Raw genomic sequence first — 16,267 nt, forward strand, 5'->3', positions numbered from 1 at the left:
GGGGCAACCAGCCCGCGCTGCGTGCTGCTTCTCCCCAAGGAGCTTCTCAGGGCAATCACGGTGCCTCAATCTATGTCAGAAAGACCCTAAAGCGCCGGGTCGTCGTCGATCGGCGAGTTGAATTCGTGCCACAGCCCGTTGATCACCCCGAAGGCCACGGCAAACCCCAGGCCCAGAACCCATGTAAAATACCACATTGCCGGCCCTTTCGATCAATAAAAGTCAGGATTGGTGCGCACTTCGGCCAGCGTGATGCGCCCGGCCAGCACGCGGAACACCCAGGCGGTGTAACCCACCACGATCGGCAGCAGCAGCACCGTCACCACCAGCATGTTGAACAGCGTCAACTGACTGGACGAGGCGTTCCATACCGTCAGGCTCGATCGCGGATCGATCGTGCTGGGCAGGATATAGGGGAACATCGACAAACCGACCGTGGCGATGATCCCGACTGTCGCCAGCGCGGTTCCGGCAAAGGTTGCCCCCCCGCGCCGCGTCGCAATCCCGGCCAGCGCCAGCAATGGCCCGACAAACCCGGCCAGTGGCGCGATCAGCATCCAGGGGTGCGCGGCGAAATTGTCGAGCCACGCGCCCGGCGCCGCCACGCTGGTCGAATCGAGCGGGTTCGACGGCCCGGCCACATCGACCGCGCTGACCAACCGCATGCCGATACCCGCCTTGGCCACCATCACGCCGCCCAGCGCAAACAGCACCAGACTGGCAATCGCCGCAATCCGCCCGATCGTGCGCGCACGCGCCAGTACCGGGCCCTCTTCGGCCTTGACCGACAGCCAGCCCGCGCCGTGCAGCGCGATCATCGCCACCGACAACAGCCCGGTCAGCAGCGTGAACGGCGTGAACAGCCCGAGCAGCGAGCCGTGGTAGGTCATCCGCAGATCGCTGTCGAACGCGAACGGCGCGCCCACCAGCACATTGCCCACCGCCACACCGAACACCAGCGAGGGGACAAATCCGCTGACAAACAGCGCCCAGTCCCACCGTGCGCGCCAGCGCGGATCGGGCCGTTTGGAGCGGTACTTGAACGACACCGGGCGCACGATCAGCGCCGCCAGCACCAGAAACATCGCCAGGTAAAACCCCGAAAAGCTGACCGCATAGACAAATGGCCAGGCGGCGAAGATCGCGCCGGCACCCAGGATCAGCCAGACTTGGTGCCCTTCCCATTGCGCGGCCACGGTGTTGATGGTCTGGCGCCGTTCGTCATCACTATGCGCGACAAACGGCAACAGCGCGGCAACGCCAAGGTCATAGCCGTCGAGCAGCGCAAAGCCGATCAGCAGCACCCCCACCAGCGCCCACCAGATCAGGCGCAGGGTTTCATAATCGAGCGGGACAGTCATGCTGCGATACTCCCTTATTCGGCCGGCAACGGGGCAAGCCCGTCGACGGAATCGTGGCCGTGGACATCGTGGTCGTGCGCGTGTTCGATCGGCCCTTTGCCGATCGAGGCCAGCATCAGCCGCACCTCGATCACCGCCAGCGCGCCATAGAGCGCAGTGAAACCGATGATCGTCGTCCACACTTGCGGCACGGTCAGCGACGAGGCGCCGAGGAAGGTCGGCAAGACCCCGTCGACCGCCCAGGGCTGGCGTCCGATTTCGGCCAGCATCCAGCCCGCTTCGATCGCCAGCCACGGCAGCGGCATCGCCACCAGCGCCAGCCGCAGGAACCAGCGGGTAGACAGGCGATGGGTGGAGGCCAGCCAGAACGCGGTGGCAAAGAACGCGATCAGCGCAAACCCGAACCCGGCCATGACACGGAACAACCAGAACACCACCGGCACATTGGGCACCGTATCGGCGGCCGCATGCAGGATCTGGTCATTGCTGGCCTGGCGGGGATCGGCGACATAGCGTTTGAGCAGCAGCGCAAAGCCGATATCGTCCTTATAGCGTTCGAACGTGGCGCGCGCCGCCGGATCGAACCGGTTGACCTTCAGCTTTTCGACCGCGTCATAGGCGACGATGCCGTGGCGGATACGCTCATCAGCCTTAAGCACAAGATCGTCGATCCCGGTCACCTGGCCCGACAGGCTGCGCGTGGCGATCAGGCCCAGCACATAGGGCACACGAATCGCAAAGCGGGTCTGGCGCGTCGCCACATCGGGCAGGCCGAACACGGTCAGCCCGGCGGGTGCCGGCTCGGTCTGCCACATCGCCTCGATCGCGGCGAGTTTCATCTTCTGGTTGTCGGTCAGCGTATAACCGCTTTCATCGCCCAGCACGACCACCGACAGCGACGAGGCCAGACCGAAGGCAGCCGCAACCATCATCGAGCGGCGCGCGACATTGGTCCATTTGCCCTGCAGCAAGTACCAGGCCGAGACCCCCACCACGAACGTCGCCGCGCAAACGTAACCCGCGCTGACGGTATGGACGAATTTCGCCTGTGCCACCGGATTGAACAGCACCGCCTTGAAATCGGTGACTTCCATCCGCATCGTTTCGGGGTTGAACACCGCCCCCACCGGGTTCTGCATCCAGCCGTTGGCGATCAGGATCCACAGCGCCGACAGATTGGTGCCGAGCGCGGTCAGGAACGTGACCCCCAGATGCTGCACCCGGCTGAGCTTGTCCCAGCCAAAGAACATCAGCCCGACCATCGTCGCTTCGAGGAAAAACGCCATCAGCCCTTCGATCGCCAGCGGCGCCCCGAAAATATCGCCGACATAGTGCGCGTAATAGGCCCAGTTGGTGCCGAACTCGAATTCCATGGTCAGCCCGGTGGCCACGCCGAGCACGAAATTGATTCCGAACAGGCGCCCCCAGAACCGGGTGATCACCCGCCAGATCGGCCGACCGGTGATGACATAGATGCTCTCCATGATCACCAGCATGAACGACAGGCCCAGCGTCAGCGGCACGAACAGGAAATGATACATCGCGGTCAGCGCAAATTGCAGCCGCGACAGTTCTACGACAGCCATATCCATTGGGTGGGATCCCTTTGCCTTTGCGAAACCGTGCTGCCCGGATCATCGCTGTGTTCGCCGAAAAACCGTTGCCTGCTTTTCTGCCCGATGGTCTAGGAGCGCATTCAGTCCGGCATTGTGCCGGGGCCGATATCAAAGCTATGCCGCGAAACCTTATGTCTTCATCCGTATGACCGGTACAGCCATGTGGTCCCGCATGGTGCGGCCCGATTTGCGCGCGTCGCTGTGGTGGAGCGCGGACAGTATCGGGGCCATTGTGTTCGCTGGCGGGCTAGGCCTCATCATAGCGCGAAACATTGATACGTATCAAACTGTTCATGCAGGAATGGTGCTGATTGTCGGCGGGGCGCTGTGGCGCGGCGCGGCACAGGGCGCCGCCCGCGCGCGCGGCGCCATCGCCGCCGCCGCCGTGCACCGCCGCTTGCGCCAGGATCTGCTGCCGCGCCTGCTGCCCAGTCGCCTGATGCGCGGCGCGCTGGTGGGTGAAGACATGCATCTGGCGGTCGATGCGATCGCCGCGACCGAGGGGCATATCGCGCGGTTCCTGCCCTTGCGCATGGCGGCCGGTGTCTCGCCGCTGCTGATCGCGCTGGCCGCCGCGCCGGCCAGCCCGGTCGCGGCGGCGATCATGCTGGCCACGCTGGTGCCGTTCGTGCTGGGGATGATCGTGGCGGGCGGCGCGGCCGCGCGCCGGGCCGAGGCACAGCATCGCGCGCTGGCGCGGCTGTCGGGGCTGTTTGTCGACCGGCTCGGCACTTTGCCGACGATCCTGCTGTTTGGCGCCGAACAGCGCGTGGCGCGCCATCTGGGCGAGGCGGCACAGGCGGTGGCGCGGCGCACCATGGCGGTGCTGACGGTGGCGTTCGTGTCTTCGGCGGTGCTGGAATTCATGGCCGCGCTGGCGGTCGCGCTGGTCGCGGTGTGGTGCGGGTTTGCGCTGCTCGGGCTGTTGCCGTTTCACCTGGGCCGGCACCTGACTTTGCCGCGCGCGTTCTATGTGCTGGCGCTGGCACCCGAATTCTATCTCGGCCTGCGCCGTCTGGCCGGCGCCTATCACGAACGCCAACAGGGCGAAGCCGCGCTGGCGGCCATGGCGCAGGCCGCCGCGCGCATGCCCGTACTGCCCCCGCCCGCCCCGGCGCCCACACGCTGGAGCGGGCGCGCGGTGGTGGTGCGCCATGCCGACGGCACGCTGATCGGCCCGCTGGGCTGGGACTGGCACGGCGCCGGGCTCCATGTGGTGACCGGGCCGACCGGTGGTGGCAAGACATCGCTGCTGCGCGCGCTGATCGGCCAGATTCCGCTCGAAAGCGGCACGATCATGGCCGATGAGGCGCCGTTTGCGCCGGGCAGCGCCAACCATGCGATCGGCTGGGCCGGGCAGCAGGTCGCGCTGTTGCCCGGAACCTTGCGCAGCAATCTGGCGCATGGCGGGGCCGGTGATACCGCGATGCGCGCCTGCCTCGATCAACTTGGGCTGGGGCCCTTGCTGGATGCGCGCGGCGGGCTCGATTGCGCGATCGACCACAAGGGCGCGGGCCTGTCGGGCGGCGAACGGCGGCGGATCGGGCTGGCACGCGCGGTGCTGTCCGGGCGCGCGGTGCTGGTGCTCGACGAACCGACCGCCGACCTTGATGCCGCCACGGCACAGGCCGTGCGCGCGCTGCTGGCCGATCTTGCCACGCGGCACCTGATCGTGGCGGCCACGCACGACGCCGATCTGGTCGCGCTGGCCCGGTCGGTCACCCCCGTCGCATGATCCCCTTGCTGATCGAGCCCTTGCGCGCACAGCGCCGCAGCCTGCGGCTGGCGATGGTCTGCGCCATGTGCGCCGCGCTGGCAGCGGTGGTGCTGCTGGCGGTATCGGGCTGGTTTCTTGCCGGAGCGGGCGTCGCCGGGGTGTCGGGCGTGGCCGCAGTGCAGGCGTTCAATTACCTGTTGCCCAGCGCCACCGTGCGCGCGGCGGCAATCGTGCGCACGCTGGCGCGCCATGGCGAGCGCCTGCTGGGCCATCGTGGCGCGCTGTTCGCACTGGCCGATCTGCGCACCGCGGTGTTCGTGCAAGTGGCACGCGCCGCGCTCCATGGGCGCGAGCCGGGCCGCAGCGGGCTGATCGCGCACAGTCTGGGCCACGATGTCGATGTGCTGGAAGACGCGGTGATCCGCCGCATTGGCCACACCGGCGCGCTGGCGGGCGCGGGCGCGGGATTGGCCGGGGCGCTGATGCTGGGTTGGCCTGCGGCGCTGGTGATGGCGGTGGCGCTGGTGGTGATGCGGCTGGTGCTGCGCGCGATGGCGGCGCGGCTGCTGCCGGCGGCGCAGGCCCGCGCGGCGGCGGCGCAGGCGGCGATGCAGGCCGACTATGCCGAAATGGCCGGGCCTGCCGCCGATATCGCGATCTATGATCTGGCCGGGCCGATGGCTACCGCCTTTGCCGCCGCGGCTGCGCCGCGCGATGCCGCGATGATCGCGCTGGCGCGGGCCGAAGGCGCGATGCTGGCGGCGCAGGCGATGATGACCGGGCTGACTCTCGCCGCGATGGTCTGGCTGGCACCGGTGGCGCTGCCGCCGCTGGCGCTCGGCCTGTTGGGGGCAAGCGCGGCGTTGGAAATCTGGGGCGGGCTGGTGCAGACCGACTTTGCCCGGCACCGTATCGTGCAGGCGCAGGCGCGGCTGACCGCGCTGGGCGATCATGCCCCGCGCGCCGTGACCGCGATCGCCGCCAATCCGCCAATCGCGATCGATGGCCACATGTATGCGCCAGGCACCCGTCTGGCGCTGACCGGCGCATCGGGCACCGGCAAGACCCGGCTGATCGAAACGCTGGTCGGCCTGCGCGGCGACGCCCCGCAGCACTTGCGCGTCGATGGCCATGATCCGCGCACGCTCGGGCTGGCCACGCTGCGCCCGGTGTTTGCGTTGTGCGCGCAGGATACCCCGCTGATCGCCGGGACCGTGGCCGACAACTTGCGGCTGGCACGGCCCGGCATCGATGCGGCGGCGATGTGGCAGGCGCTGCACTGCGCCTGTCTGGATGACGATGTCCGCGCTTTGCCCGATGGGCTGGACCAATGGCTGAGCGGCGATGGCGCGCGGCTGTCGGGCGGACAGCGGCGACGGCTGGCACTGGCGCGCGCGTTGCTGGCGCCGTGTCCCTGGCTGGTGCTCGATGAACCGAGCGAAGGGCTTGATGCCGCGACCGAGGCGTTGCTGGTCATCCGGCTGAGCGAAGTGCTGGCCGCCACCGGGCAGGGGCTGATCCTGGTCAGCCACCGCCCGGCGCTGGCGGTGCTGGCGCACGAAACGCTGCGCCTGCCTGCGGCGGGTTGAAAGCGGGCGCGTGCGCGGGCATAGGCTGGCATATCATGCACGACATTCGACAGATCCGCGACAATCCCGAAGCCTTTGACGCGGGCCTCGCCCGGCGCGGGCTGGCCCCGGCAGCCGCCGACATCGTGGCGCGCGATGTCGCCCGGCGCGACTTGCTGACCCGCATGCAGGAGGCGCAGGCCCGCCGCAACGAAGCCTCGAAAGCGATCGGCGCAGCGATGGGCAAGGGCGATCATGCCACCGCCGATGCGCTGAAGGCCGAAGTCGCCGCGCTGAAGGACACGCTGCCCGCGCTCGAAGAGGACGAACGGCACCTGACCGCCGATCTCAACGCGCTGCTCGCCGCGCTGCCCAATATCCCCGTACTCGAAGTGCCCGAGGGCGCCGACGAGGCCGACAATGTCGAAGTGCTGCGCTGGGGCACCCCGCCCGCGTTCACCTTCACCCCGCGCGAACATGCCGATATCGGGCCCGCGCTGGGTCTCGATTTCGAAACCGGCGCGGCGCTGTCGGGCGCACGGTTCACCTTTCTGCGCGGGCAGATGGCGCGGTTGCACCGCGCGCTGGCGCAGTTCATGCTCGACATGCAGGTCGGCCCGCATGGTTATACCGAATGCATCACCCCGCTGCTGGTGCGCGACGAGGCCGCGTTCGGCACCGGCCAATTGCCGAAATTCGCCGAAGACCTGTTCCAGACCACCGACGGGCGCTGGCTGATCCCCACCGCCGAAGTCAGCCTGACCAATTCGGTGCGCGAACAGATCCTGACCGAGGCGGCACTGCCCTTGCGGATGACCGCGCTGACCCCCTGTTTCCGTTCAGAAGCGGGCGCGGCGGGGCGCGACACGCGCGGGTTCATCCGCCAGCACCAGTTCGAAAAGGTCGAGCTGGTGTCGATCACCCGCCCCGCAGACTCCGCCGCCGAACACGAACGCATGACCCAATGCGCAGAAGCGGTGTTGCAGGCGCTTGGCCTGGCCTATCGCAAAGTGCTGCTGTGCAGCGGCGACATGGGCTTTACCGCGCAAAAGACCTATGATCTCGAAGTCTGGCTGCCGGGTCAGCAGGCCTATCGCGAGATCTCGTCGTGTTCGAACTGCGGCGATTTCCAGGCACGGCGCATGAACGCGCGGTTCCGGCCAGAGGGCGCCAAGGGCACCGAATTCGTCCACACGCTCAATGGATCGGGCCTGGCGGTCGGCCGCACGCTGGTCGCGGTGCTGGAAAATTACCAGCAGGCCGACGGCTCGGTAGACGTGCCCCCCGCGCTGGCGCCCTATATGGGCGGCTTGACCCGGCTCGTTCCGCACACGTGAGGCGCAGCCGGGTCTGGCCGGCGCTGATCGCGCTTGCTGCGGGCGCGCTGGCGCAGCCTGCGCTGCCCGCCACGGCGCCGATCGTGGCCTGGACTTACACGGTCCGCCCCGGCGACACACTGGCCTCGATCGCCGCGCGCATGGCGCTGTCGCCCGGCGATCTGGCCCGTGCCAACGCGATCAGCCTGGACACGCCGCTGGTGCCCGGCACTGTGCTCAAACGCCCCGATCCCAACGGCATGCCGGCGCGGACGGCACGCACGCCACGCCCCGTGCGCCGCCCGCCAACGCCGCCGCGCCCCGCGCCGGTGGTCCGGCCCGCCCCGCCCGAACGCCCGGTGCCGCAACCCGCGCCCGTCCATCATGCCGATCTGACCACCCCGCACCTGATCTGGCCGACATCGGGCGCAGTGGTCACGCGGTTTGCCGCCACCGTCCATGGCCAGCCCGACAACGGCATCGATCTGGCCGCGTTTGCGGGCATGACCGTGCGCGCAGCAGCGGCCGGCAAAGTGATCTTTGCCGGGACCGAGCCCGAACGGTTCGGCCAGTTGATCGTGATCGACCACGGCGACGGCTGGGCCACCGCCTATGCCTATCTTGGCAAAGTCGCGGTCAAGACCGGGGAAACGGTGCAGCGCGGCAGCGTGATCGCGCGCATCGGCGCCAGCGGAGAGGCGAAAAAGCCCACGCTGCATTTCGAACTGCGTCACGACAACGTGCCGCAAAACCCGGTGCCCGCACTGCCTGTCCGGCTGTGATCGGGATCACCCGCCCAACAGGAAAAACGTCAGCCCCATCGACAGATAGGCCACCAGCCACTGCCCCGCATCGATCAGCGCCAACCGCAGGCTGATGCGCAAGTTCAGATAGTTGATCCACATCGCCGGGATCACGAAGGCCCCCGCCAGCCCGCCCGACATCATGAAATAGAGCCACGGTTTCACCGCCAGCGTGGCCCCGCCGACGCGCGCGAACATGTGCCCGATCATCGTCGATGACAGCACCAACAGCAAGAACGTCAGCGCCAGCGTGCGCCACGGCGCGACTCGCTGGCCCAGCCCGCCGGGGCCTAGCTCTTCCAGCCGGGCCCGGCCAAACAGGCGCCCGTTCCACACCAGCGACACCCCCAGCGCCACCAGTGCCGCAACCAGCACCGCCAACCAGTTAACCGGACCCATCAGGTTCTATCCTTTTGCGCCATATCGCGAAAATGGCGAAAATTAAGCATAGAGGACGGGCTCTGGCTTGGCAAACCGACTCAAGGTGACGCGGCGCGAAAAAAGGGCTATGCGCCGCCGCCTGATGGCTTCTGAACAATCCCCCACTGCAATCGCCTCCCCCCGCCGTGTCGGCATGGTCAGCCTTGGCTGTCCCAAGGCGCTGGTCGATTCCGAACGCATCCTGACCCGGCTGCGCGCCGATGGCTATGACATGAGCGCCGATTACCAGGGTGCCGATGTCGTGCTGGTCAACACCTGCGGCTTTCTCGATTCGGCCAAGGAAGAAAGCCTGTCGGCAATCGGCGAGGCAATGGCCGAAAATGGCCGGGTGATCGTGACCGGATGCATGGGCAACGAAGCCGATGTGATCCGCGCGCGCTTTCCCGGCGTGCTGGCGGTAACCGGCGCGCACCAGTATGAAGACGTGGTCGATGCGGTGCATGCCGCCGCCCCGCCGGGCCTGGGGCCTTATGTCGATCTGATCCCGCAGGCGGTGCCGGGCGATGTCAAGCTGACCCCGCGTCACTACAGCTATGTCAAGATTTCCGAAGGCTGCAACCACGCCTGCGCATTCTGCATCATCCCGCAATTGCGCGGCGGGCTGGTCAGCCGGCGCATCGATGCCGTGCTGCGCGAAGCGGAAAAGCTGGTCGCGGCGGGCACGCGCGAATTGCTGATCATCAGCCAGGACACATCGGCCTATGGCGTCGATGTGCGGCATGAGGAACGCCAGTGGAAGGGTCAGGCCGTGCGCACGCATATGACCGACCTGGCGCGCGAACTGGGTGGCCTGCGTACCCCCGAGGGCCAGGTGCCCTGGGTGCGGCTGCACTATGTCTATCCCTATCCCCATGTCGAGGCAGTGATCCCGCTGATGGCGCAAGGGTTGCTGACGCCTTATCTCGACATCCCGTTCCAGCATGCCAGCCCCAGTGTGCTGCGCGCGATGAAGCGCCCGGCCAACGAGGCCAAAGTGCTGGAACGACTGCGCACCTGGCGCGAAATCTGCCCCGATATCGCCATCCGGTCGAGCTTTGTGGTCGGCTTTCCGGGCGAGACCGAAGACGATTTCCGCTATCTGCTCGACTGGCTCGATGAAGCGCAGCTCGATCGCGTGGGCGCGTTCCGGTTCGAACCGGTGGCGGGCGCGGCGGCCAACGCCCTGCCCGATCCGGTGCCCGAAGCGGTCAAGGAAGAACGCTATGCGCGGATCATGGAAAAGACCCAAAGCATCAGCCGCGCCAAACTGGCCGCCAAAGTGGGCCGCACGCTGCGCGTGATCATCGATGACGTGGGCGAACCCGACGAAGACGGCGATCTGGGCGCCAGCGGCCGGTCACAGGCCGATGCCCCGGAAATCGACGGCGCGGTGCACTTGCGCAATGTGCCCGCCACCCTGACGCCGGGCCAGTTTGTCGATGTCATCGTCGAGGACTCCGACGATCACGACTTGTTCGGCGTGATCGCAGGCACCCCGGAATCCTGACTCAAAAAGCCCCTCCCCTGAGGGGAGGGGCTTTATTGCCAAAAGCGATTGCGCCGACCACGCAGGCGGCTAGGTTGCGCCGCCATGAAACGCCCCCTCACCACGCTCGTCGCGCTGGCGCTTGCCGCGCTGCCCCTGCCCGCCCTGTCGCAGGCGCTCAGCGCCGACGAGACCAGGGCGATCGACAGTCTGGTCACCACCACGCTGGCCAAGACCGGGGTGCCTTCGGTATCGATCGCGGTGGTGCGGGATGGCACAGTGGTAATGGCGCGCGCCTGGGGCCGTGCGTCTGACACGCTGCCGGTCGCATCGCCCGACATGCCCTATCAGATCGCGTCGAATTCCAAGCAGTTCCTCGCCGCGCTGCTGTTGCGCCTGGCCGACGAGGGCAAGCTGTCGCTCGACGACAAAGTGGCCAAATGGCTTCCGCAAGTGACCGGCGCAGACCAGATCGCGGTGCGCCAGTTGCTGTCGCATACCGCAGGCCTGCAGGATTACTGGCCGCAGGACTATGCCTTTGCCGACATGGCCACGCCCACCACGCCCGATGCAATCATCCGCCGCTGGGCGATGAAACCGCTCGATTACGCGCCGGGCACGCGTTGGCAATATTCCAACACCGGCTATGTTGTGGCCGGGCGGATTGCCGAACTGGCGGGCGGCGCGCCGCTCGACCAGTTGCTCAAGACCTATCTGTTCGACCCGCTGGGCCTGCATCTGCTGTTCATCGACGATGCCAACGGACCGCAATATCCGCACGGCTATGATCGCCACGCCCTCGGCCCGGTGCGACAGGTTACTCCGCCCGCGCGCGGCTGGCTCTATGCCGCGGGCGAACTGTCGATGACGGCATCGGATCTGGCGCTGTGGGACATTGCGCGGATCAACCGGCAAGTGCTGACCACGAAGGAATGGGACGAACAGGAAACCCCCGTCCATGTCGCCGACGGCACCAGCAACGGCTATGCGCTGGGCGTGCACATCGGCCAGCACGGCGGTCACCGGATCATCGACCATGGCGGCGAAGCGGTCGGGTTCCTGTCGCAAAACACCGTCTGGCCCAACGATCGCGCCGCCGTGGTGGTGCTGACCAACGCCGGATTTTCCGACACGACGACGATCCTGACCGATGGCATCGGCAAAGTGATCCTGCGCCACACGCCTGCGCAACAGACCAGCGAGGCCGGACGCACCGACGACGCCCGCGCCGAACTGGCCGCGCTGACCGCCGGACATTTCGAACCCGCCCGGTTTACCGACGATGCACGCGGCTATTTCACCCCCGAAGCCGTCGCCGACTATCACCAGTCGCTGACCGCGCTGGGCCGCTGCACCGGCTTTGCCCCCAAGATCGCCCCCCGCCTGCGCGGCGGCTTCGTCAACCGCAACTTCACCGTGACGTGCGGCGGCCACGCCCTGACGATCATCACATATGCCGAACCGGGCGCATCCGGACGCTGGGAGCAATACCTGATCAGCGAGGATTAGGCCCCGCGCGCTACCCCCCATTCGTCCGGTTTTGCCCGCAATCACGCCCGTCTGGCCATCGCGCGCATTTTCGCATACCATTTAAGGACTCGATTAAAACAACGGCGGAGAGAACGGATGGGCGCAGGCACGGCAGGGGCGGATGCACCGCTCGATGTGATCATTGTCGGCGCCGGGCTTTCGGGAATCGGCATGGCCGCGCATATGCAGGCGCTGTGTCCCGATCGGCGCTATCTGGTGCTCGAACGGCGCGACCGGATCGGTGGCACCTGGGACTTGTTCCGCTATCCCGGCGTGCGTTCGGACAGCGACATGCACACTTTGGGCTTTGTGTTCGAACCCTGGCGGCATGAAAAGTCGATCGCCGATGGTCCGGCCATTCTCGAATACCTTGATCGCATTGCCGATGAGCGCGGTATCCGCCCGCATATCCGCTTTGGCACGCAAGTGCTCACTGCCAATTGGGACAGCGCCGCCGGGTTGTGGCGGCTGGTGGTCGATACACCGCAAGGGCGCAGCCATCTGGCCACGCGGTTCCTGTTCCTGGGCTCGGGCTATTATGATTACGATGATCCGCACGAAGCCGCGATCCCCGGCAAGCAGGACTTTGCCGGGCGCCTGGTCCATCCGCAATTCTGGCCGGCCGATCTCGACTATGCGGGCAAACGCGTGGTGGTGATCGGATCGGGCGCGACGGCGGTGACGGTGGTGCCGGCGATGGCGCGCACGGCGGCGCATGTCACCATGTTGCAGCGCACGCCGACGTGGATGGCCTCGCGGCCCGCGCGCGATGCGCTGGCCAATTTCCTGCGCCGCATCCTGCCCGAAAAGCTGGCCTATCGCATCACCCGGTTCAAGAACATCCACCTGCAATCGCTGGTGTTCCGCCGCGCGCGCACCCGGCCCGACAAAGTGAAGGCGTTTCTGACCCGGCAGGCGCAGGCGCAGTTGGGCGAACACTATCGGCCTGCCGATTTCACCCCGCCCTATGATCCGTGGGATCAACGGCTGTGCCTGATCCCCGATGGCGACCTGTTTGCCGCCATCCGCGCCGGGCGGGCCAGCGTGGTGACCGATCATATCGACCGCATCGACGCATCGGGCGTGCGCCTGCGATCGGGCCAGCACCTCGACGCCGATGTGATCGTGACCGCGACAGGGCTGAAAATGACCATGGCGGGCAAGATCGCGATCAGCCTCGACGGGGTGCCGATCGATTGGTCGCAGCACTATTACTACAAAGCGTGCATGTTCTCAAACGTGCCCAATCTGGCGGCGGTGTTCGGTTATCTCAACGCATCGTGGACTTTGCGCGCCGACATCATTTCCGACTATGTCTGCCGCCTGATCAATCTGATGGACCAGCGCGGGGTACACGTGGCGACCCCGGTGCTGCCCGCCGATCACGGGTTGATCGACGACGATCCGTTCGATTTTTCATCGGGCTATATCGCCCGCGCGCGGCACCTGTTGCCCAAGAGCGCGTCGGACATGCGCTGGCGGCTGAGCCAGGACTATCTGCGCGACCGCGCCTGGATGAAAAGCGATCCGATCGACGATGGCGTGTTGCGGCTCGATCGCGCCCCGGCTGCGCTGGCTGAAACGGTGTTGCAAGCCGCCGAATAGGCCCCTTGCACCGGCCATGCATTGCTATATCCCTCGGCGGCGATGACCGACACCAACCGTATCTGGACCGCCGCGCTGATCGTCGTGGGCGACGAAATCCTGTCTGGCCGCACGCAGGACAAGAACATTGCGCAGATCGCCACGTGGCTGGGCGTACAGGGCATACGCCTGCGCGAAGTGCGCGTGGTGCCCGATGTGATGGATGCCATCATCGAGGCGGTGAACACCTTGCGCGCGCGCAACGACTATCTGTTCACCACCGGCGGGATCGGGCCGACGCACGATGATATCACCGTCGATGCGGTGGCGGCGGCGCTGGGCGTGCCGGTGGTGGTCCATCCGCGTGCGCGCGCCATCCTGGAGGCCTATTATGCCCCGCGCGGCGGGCTCAACGAAGCGAGGCTGCGCATGGCGCGCGTGCCCGATGGCGCCGACCTGATTGAAAACCGCCTGTCGGGCGCGCCGGGCATCCGCGCCGGCAATGTGTTCCTGATGGCCGGCGTACCCTCGATCACCGCGCAGATGCTCGACGGGTTGACCGGCACGCTCGAAGGCGGGTTGCCGCTGTTGTCGCACACCGTGGGATGCTGGGTGGCCGAGAGCGAGATCGCCGACTTGCTGCGCGAGACCGAGGCCAGCTTTGCAGGGGTGGCGATCGGCAGCTATCCGTTCTTTCGCGAAGGCCGGGTGGGCGCCAATTTCGTAATCCGTTCAACCGACCAGACACAGTTGGCGGCCTGCGTTTCGGCGCTGAGCGCGGCATTGGCCAGCCTGGGCCGCGAACCGTTCGACGGCGGGATCTGATGCGGGCGCTGACGGCGGCGCTGCTGATCCTGACCAGCGCCTGCGCCAGCGACACGGCCACGCTCGACCAGTTCCGCCAGACGCTCGCCAGTCGTGACAGCGCCACGCTCGCGCTGGAGCAATGGTGTGCACGGCGCGGCATCATGGCCCCGGCGCATATCCAGGCGTTGGCGATGGACGATGCGGCCAGTTCGCCGGCCACCCCGGCCATCCGTACCGCGCTGCAGGTGGACCGTGCCGAACCGGTGCGCGTGCGCCATGTGCGATTGACGTGCGCCGACATCGTGCTGTCCGACGCGCTCAACTGGTATGTGCCCGCGCGGCTGACGCCCGCGATGAACGTGACGCTCGACACCACGCGCACGCCGTTCGGCAAAGTGGTTGCCCCGCTCGGCCTGCACCGGCAGCCTTTGCCACCCGGCACCCCGTCGCCCGCCGCGTGCCCGGCGCGGACCATCCACCACGAAACCGCCGTGCTGCGCCGCGACGACGGCGTGGCCTACAGTCTGGTCAGCGAATGCTATACGCGCGCCAACATCGCGCCGCGAAGGCCGTAGATTCCGAGGCTGTTTACTGACCCGGATCAAGGACAACGCCCCCACATCATGACCAGATGCCGTCATCAGGGGATGACACGCACGGTCATCCACGATGGGGGTACCGATCATGCGCGCACATGCAACAAGGCCGCGTCTTTTACGCCATGCAACGCTGGCCTTGCGGCTTGGCCTGCCAACGGCTCTGGGTCTCGGCGCGCTGGTACTGTCGCGACCCGCCATCGCCATTCCCAGCTTTGCCGACCAGACCGGGCTGCCGTGTCAGGCCTGCCATGTCGGCGGTTTCGGCCCGCAACTCACCGTGTTTGGGCGCGAGTTCAAGCTCAATGGCTATACGCTGCGCGCCAAGCCGTTCAACGTGCCGCTGTCGGCGGCGTTGACCGCATCCTATACCCACACCCGCACGGCCCAGAACCCGCCCCCCGACAACCTGTCGCCCAACGACAATGTCACGTTCGACCAAGCCAGCATTTTCATCGGCGGCGGCATTGGCCAGCATATCGGCGGCATGGCGCAGATCACCTATGACGGCATCGGGCACCAGTGGAGCTGGGACAACGCCGACATCCGCGTGGTCAACCAGGGGCACTTGTTCGGCAAGGACGCGACATTCGGCTTTGACGTCAACAACAACCCGACCGTGCAGGACGTGTGGAACACCACCCCGGCCTGGGGTTTCCCATACAACGGCGGTGCCATCGCACAAAGCCCGGCGGCGGCCCCGCTGATCGACGGCGCGCTGGCGCAGGAAGTGCTGGGTTTCAGCGCCTATGGCTGGTTCAATCACCATCTCTATGTCGAGGCCGGGGGCTATACCACCCCGGCGCAGGGCACCCTCACCTGGCTCGGTGCAGATCCGGTCGGGCCCGGGGATATCAATGGCGTGGCGCCTTATGGCCGCCTGGCCTGGCAGCACGACATCGGCCATGGCACGTTCGAAATGGGGGCCTTTGCGCTGAAAGTCGCGCTCAACCCCGGACGCGACCGGTCGACCGGGCTGACCGACCATTACAGCGATGTGGGGCTCGATGCCTCGTATATCCTGCCCACCGCCCGTGGCGATACGCTGACCGTGCAGGGCCGCTATGTGCACGAGGCGCAGAACCTCTATGCGACTTGCGCGCTCAACCAATTGCCGATGGCCTGTGCGCAGACCAGCCTTGGCGAAGTGCGCGGCGATGTGACTTATTCCTGGCGCGGCAAACTGGGCCTGACCGTCAGCGCGTTCACCGTGACCGGGCCGAGCAACACGTTTCTCTATAGCGGCCCGCTGGCCCGGCCTGACAGCAACGGGGTGATGGGGCAGATCGATTATACCCCGTGGGGCGCGGGCAATGGGCCGCTGGGCCCGCTCGTCAATGTGCGGTTCGGCGCGCAATACACCGCCTATGGCCAGTTCAATGGCACGCGGTTCAACTATGACGGCAATGGCAGCAACGCCGCCGACAACAACACCCTGCGCCTGTTCACCTGGATCGCGTTCT

The 16,267-nt window shown here is 66.9% G+C and carries 14 protein-coding genes; 10 read left to right on the forward strand and 4 right to left on the reverse strand.

The genetic code is table 11. From position 1 onward, the window contains the following. Positions 1-86: 86 nt before the first annotated feature. The 3 genes from cydX to AQZ49_RS14910 are packed head-to-tail and all read right to left on the reverse strand — an operon-like array spanning position 87 to position 2,953. Positions 87-197 (reverse strand): cytochrome bd-I oxidase subunit CydX, encoded by a 111-nt coding sequence (cydX, locus tag AQZ49_RS21910; protein WP_082701806.1) that lies wholly within the window; start codon positions 195-197, stop codon positions 87-89. Positions 198-212: 15 nt separating this feature from the next. Continuing rightward, a complete protein-coding gene (gene cydB / locus AQZ49_RS14905; protein WP_067617089.1) occupies positions 213-1,361 on the reverse strand; it encodes a cytochrome d ubiquinol oxidase subunit II in 1,149 nt (382 codons plus the stop codon). A gap of 14 nt (positions 1,362-1,375) precedes the next feature. After that, complete coding sequence (locus tag AQZ49_RS14910; RefSeq protein WP_067617092.1) at positions 1,376-2,953, reverse strand: cytochrome ubiquinol oxidase subunit I; 1,578 nt, start codon at positions 2,951-2,953, stop codon at positions 1,376-1,378. A 325-nt stretch (positions 2,954-3,278) separates the two neighbouring features. Here AQZ49_RS14910 and AQZ49_RS14915 point away from each other — a divergent pair, with 325 nt between their 5' ends. Genes AQZ49_RS14915 through AQZ49_RS14930 form a run of 4 tightly spaced genes read left to right on the forward strand, consistent with a single transcriptional unit; the run spans position 3,279 to position 8,360 of the window. Continuing rightward, positions 3,279-4,712 (forward strand): ATP-binding cassette domain-containing protein, encoded by a 1,434-nt coding sequence (locus tag AQZ49_RS14915; RefSeq protein WP_231739251.1) that lies wholly within the window; start codon positions 3,279-3,281, stop codon positions 4,710-4,712. Further along, positions 4,709-6,283: an ATP-binding cassette domain-containing protein gene (locus AQZ49_RS22930; RefSeq protein ID WP_067617095.1), complete on the forward strand. Its 1,575-nt coding sequence runs from the start codon at positions 4,709-4,711 to the stop codon at positions 6,281-6,283. Before AQZ49_RS14915 ends, AQZ49_RS22930 begins: the two co-directional genes overlap by 4 nt. Before the next feature lie 35 nt (positions 6,284-6,318). After that, on the forward strand, positions 6,319-7,599 hold the full coding sequence (gene serS, locus AQZ49_RS14925; protein WP_067617098.1) for a serine--tRNA ligase: 1,281 nt from the start codon (positions 6,319-6,321) through the stop codon (positions 7,597-7,599). Next, positions 7,596-8,360 (forward strand): M23 family metallopeptidase, encoded by a 765-nt coding sequence (locus AQZ49_RS14930; protein ID WP_067617101.1) that lies wholly within the window; start codon positions 7,596-7,598, stop codon positions 8,358-8,360. The genes serS and AQZ49_RS14930 overlap by 4 nt, the downstream gene beginning before the upstream one ends. A gap of 6 nt (positions 8,361-8,366) precedes the next feature. Here the strand turns inward: AQZ49_RS14930 and AQZ49_RS14935 are convergent, their stop codons facing one another. Next, positions 8,367-8,780: a DUF1761 domain-containing protein gene (locus tag AQZ49_RS14935; protein ID WP_197411062.1), complete on the reverse strand. Its 414-nt coding sequence runs from the start codon at positions 8,778-8,780 to the stop codon at positions 8,367-8,369. A gap of 109 nt (positions 8,781-8,889) precedes the next feature. On the opposite strand from AQZ49_RS14935, the gene rimO reads away from it, so the two are divergent. From rimO to AQZ49_RS14965, 6 genes are all read left to right on the forward strand, one after another. Then, the gene (gene rimO / locus AQZ49_RS14940) at positions 8,890-10,308 is read left to right on the forward strand and encodes a 30S ribosomal protein S12 methylthiotransferase RimO (RefSeq protein ID WP_067617104.1); all 1,419 of its coding nucleotides are present in this window, start codon (positions 8,890-8,892) and stop codon (positions 10,306-10,308) included. Between the two features lie 84 nt (positions 10,309-10,392). Further along, complete coding sequence (locus AQZ49_RS14945; protein WP_067617107.1) at positions 10,393-11,796, forward strand: serine hydrolase domain-containing protein; 1,404 nt, start codon at positions 10,393-10,395, stop codon at positions 11,794-11,796. A gap of 117 nt (positions 11,797-11,913) precedes the next feature. Next, the gene (locus tag AQZ49_RS14950) at positions 11,914-13,422 is read left to right on the forward strand and encodes a flavin-containing monooxygenase (protein ID WP_067617110.1); all 1,509 of its coding nucleotides are present in this window, start codon (positions 11,914-11,916) and stop codon (positions 13,420-13,422) included. A 42-nt stretch (positions 13,423-13,464) separates the two neighbouring features. Further along, positions 13,465-14,226, forward strand: coding sequence for a competence/damage-inducible protein A (locus tag AQZ49_RS14955; RefSeq protein ID WP_067617113.1), 762 nt, complete (start codon positions 13,465-13,467; stop codon positions 14,224-14,226). Next, on the forward strand, positions 14,226-14,783 hold the full coding sequence (locus AQZ49_RS14960) for a hypothetical protein (protein WP_067617116.1): 558 nt from the start codon (positions 14,226-14,228) through the stop codon (positions 14,781-14,783). The genes AQZ49_RS14955 and AQZ49_RS14960 overlap by 1 nt, the downstream gene beginning before the upstream one ends. A 109-nt stretch (positions 14,784-14,892) precedes the next feature. Further along, on the forward strand, positions 14,893-16,267 hold a 1,375-nt coding region (locus tag AQZ49_RS14965), incomplete at its 3' end, for a cytochrome C (protein WP_156428323.1).

It is taken from the genome of Novosphingobium sp. FSW06-99 (assembly GCF_001519065.1).
Lineage (GTDB): Bacteria > Pseudomonadota > Alphaproteobacteria > Sphingomonadales > Sphingomonadaceae > Novosphingobium.

Coding starts and splice junctions, on each gene's coding strand:
- cydX (WP_082701806.1), bottom strand. CDS start 197: ATGTGGTATTTTACATGGGTTCTGGGCCTGGGGTTTGCCGTGGCCTTC.
- cydB (WP_067617089.1), bottom strand. CDS start 1,361: ATGACTGTCCCGCTCGATTATGAAACCCTGCGCCTGATCTGGTGGGCG.
- AQZ49_RS14910 (WP_067617092.1), bottom strand. CDS start 2,953: ATGGATATGGCTGTCGTAGAACTGTCGCGGCTGCAATTTGCGCTGACC.
- AQZ49_RS14915 (WP_231739251.1), top strand. CDS start 3,279: ATGGTGCTGATTGTCGGCGGGGCGCTGTGGCGCGGCGCGGCACAGGGC.
- AQZ49_RS22930 (WP_067617095.1), top strand. CDS start 4,709: ATGATCCCCTTGCTGATCGAGCCCTTGCGCGCACAGCGCCGCAGCCTG.
- serS (WP_067617098.1), top strand. CDS start 6,319: ATGCACGACATTCGACAGATCCGCGACAATCCCGAAGCCTTTGACGCG.
- AQZ49_RS14935 (WP_197411062.1), bottom strand. CDS start 8,780: ATGGGTCCGGTTAACTGGTTGGCGGTGCTGGTTGCGGCACTGGTGGCG.
- rimO (WP_067617104.1), top strand. CDS start 8,890: ATGCGCCGCCGCCTGATGGCTTCTGAACAATCCCCCACTGCAATCGCC.
- AQZ49_RS14945 (WP_067617107.1), top strand. CDS start 10,393: ATGAAACGCCCCCTCACCACGCTCGTCGCGCTGGCGCTTGCCGCGCTG.
- AQZ49_RS14950 (WP_067617110.1), top strand. CDS start 11,914: ATGGGCGCAGGCACGGCAGGGGCGGATGCACCGCTCGATGTGATCATT.
- AQZ49_RS14955 (WP_067617113.1), top strand. CDS start 13,465: ATGACCGACACCAACCGTATCTGGACCGCCGCGCTGATCGTCGTGGGC.
- AQZ49_RS14960 (WP_067617116.1), top strand. CDS start 14,226: ATGCGGGCGCTGACGGCGGCGCTGCTGATCCTGACCAGCGCCTGCGCC.